The sequence below is a fragment of the Nocardia sp. NPDC004722 genome (assembly GCF_053601505.1).
In genome coordinates, this window is record NZ_JBSGBY010000985.1 from 500 (window position 1) to 1,899 (window position 1,400).

The following is a 1,400-nucleotide window of genomic DNA, read 5'->3' on the forward strand; positions in this document are numbered from 1 at the left end:
CATCACCCCCCCCTCACCCCACATTTTTTTTTTTGCCGGGGCCTGGCGGGGGGTCGCGGTTTTTGGGGGGGGTGTGTTTGTCCCTGTTTACGCCCCCCCCCACCACCTTTCCCTTTACTCGACGAAATCGAATTCGCCGGCGCGAACGCCCGAAACGAACGCCCGCCACTCGGAGTGGGTGAACCACAAGGTCGGGCTGTGCCGATCCTTGGAGTCCCGTACCGCGATCTGACCTTCATGGTGGGCGACCTCGACACAATCGCCGCCACCATAGCTGAAGCTGCTCTTGAAGAACCTCGGGCCGCGATACTCGCCGCGAACCATGTTGCAGTTCACATTCATTCCTTCCCCCCGGAGCGCCACTCCCCATGGCCCTCGCGTGAATCACTGACACCAACCACAGTGCTATCCGAACCACCTACCGCGCAACCGAATTCGTCCGGACTTGCTCGCCGTCGCCTCGAATTCCTCATGCACGCAACCTTACGGCGACCCACCGACAATTCCCGGCGGCTCGAAACCCTCTCGGGCGCTTGTCAGTTGGTCAAACCCATGCCCTGGGCCAGCAGCGGCCAGGAGTCGTGCAGCGCCTGCTCCCAGTACGGCCAGTAGTGGGTACCGACCGGATTGAACTGGAAGGTGGCGGGGATGGAGAGCGAGTCGAGGCGGGACTGCAGGTTGTGCGTACAGCCGTTGACGGCGGCCTCGATGATCATGCCGAGGGCCAGGGAGGTCGGGCCGCCGGTGGAGTGGTAGTAGTTGACGTCATCGGCCACGGGAATGCCGCTGCCACTGGATATGTAGAGCTGTGTGCCACGCAGCTTCTCAGCGTTGACGACCGGGTCGTTGGCCGCCCACAGCGGACTGTCGGAGGGACCGTACATGTTGTCGGTGTTGCCGCCGCCCCAAGCCTCCACGGAGAACTTGACGAACTGGTGGCCCACCGGGTCGGCGATCTGCGCGCAGCCGCTGTAGGCGGCGACGGTCTTCCACAGTCCGGGCTTGGCCTCGGCCAGGGCCAGCACCGAGGTGCCGGAGGTGGACAGACCGGTCAGTGCGTTGAGGCCGGTGGAGTGCAGGGCGTCATCGAGCAGCGGCGGCAACTCCTCGGTGAAGAAGGTCTTCCACTGGTTCACGCCCAGCCGCGGATCCGGTTTCAGCCAGTCGGCGTAGTAGCTGCCGAACCCGCCGATCGGCTGAATCACATTGACCTGCTTGTCGGCCAGCCAGCCGATCGCGTCGGTCCGGGCCTTCCAGTTCGCGGTGCCCTCACCGCCGTCCAGACCGTTGAGCATGTAGAGATTCGGCGCGGCCGTCGACTCGTCGACCGGCCGCTGCACGTCGACGGTGACGTCCTTGCCCATGGCCGCCGAGTACACCTTCAGATGCCAGCTCCGGCC

Annotated in this window: 2 protein-coding genes; both read right to left on the reverse strand. The window is 64.6% G+C overall.

Going from position 1 to position 1,400, the window contains the following annotated elements:
* Nucleotides 1–114: 114 nt before the first annotated feature.
* Nucleotides 115–324: a DUF397 domain-containing protein gene (locus ACWELQ_RS44880; RefSeq protein WP_452403055.1), complete on the reverse strand. Its 210-nt coding sequence runs from the start codon at nucleotides 322–324 to the stop codon at nucleotides 115–117.
* A gap of 212 nt (nucleotides 325–536) precedes the next feature.
* The coding region (locus ACWELQ_RS44885) for an alpha/beta hydrolase (RefSeq protein WP_452403056.1) at nucleotides 537–1,400 on the reverse strand (864 nt) is incomplete at its 5' end.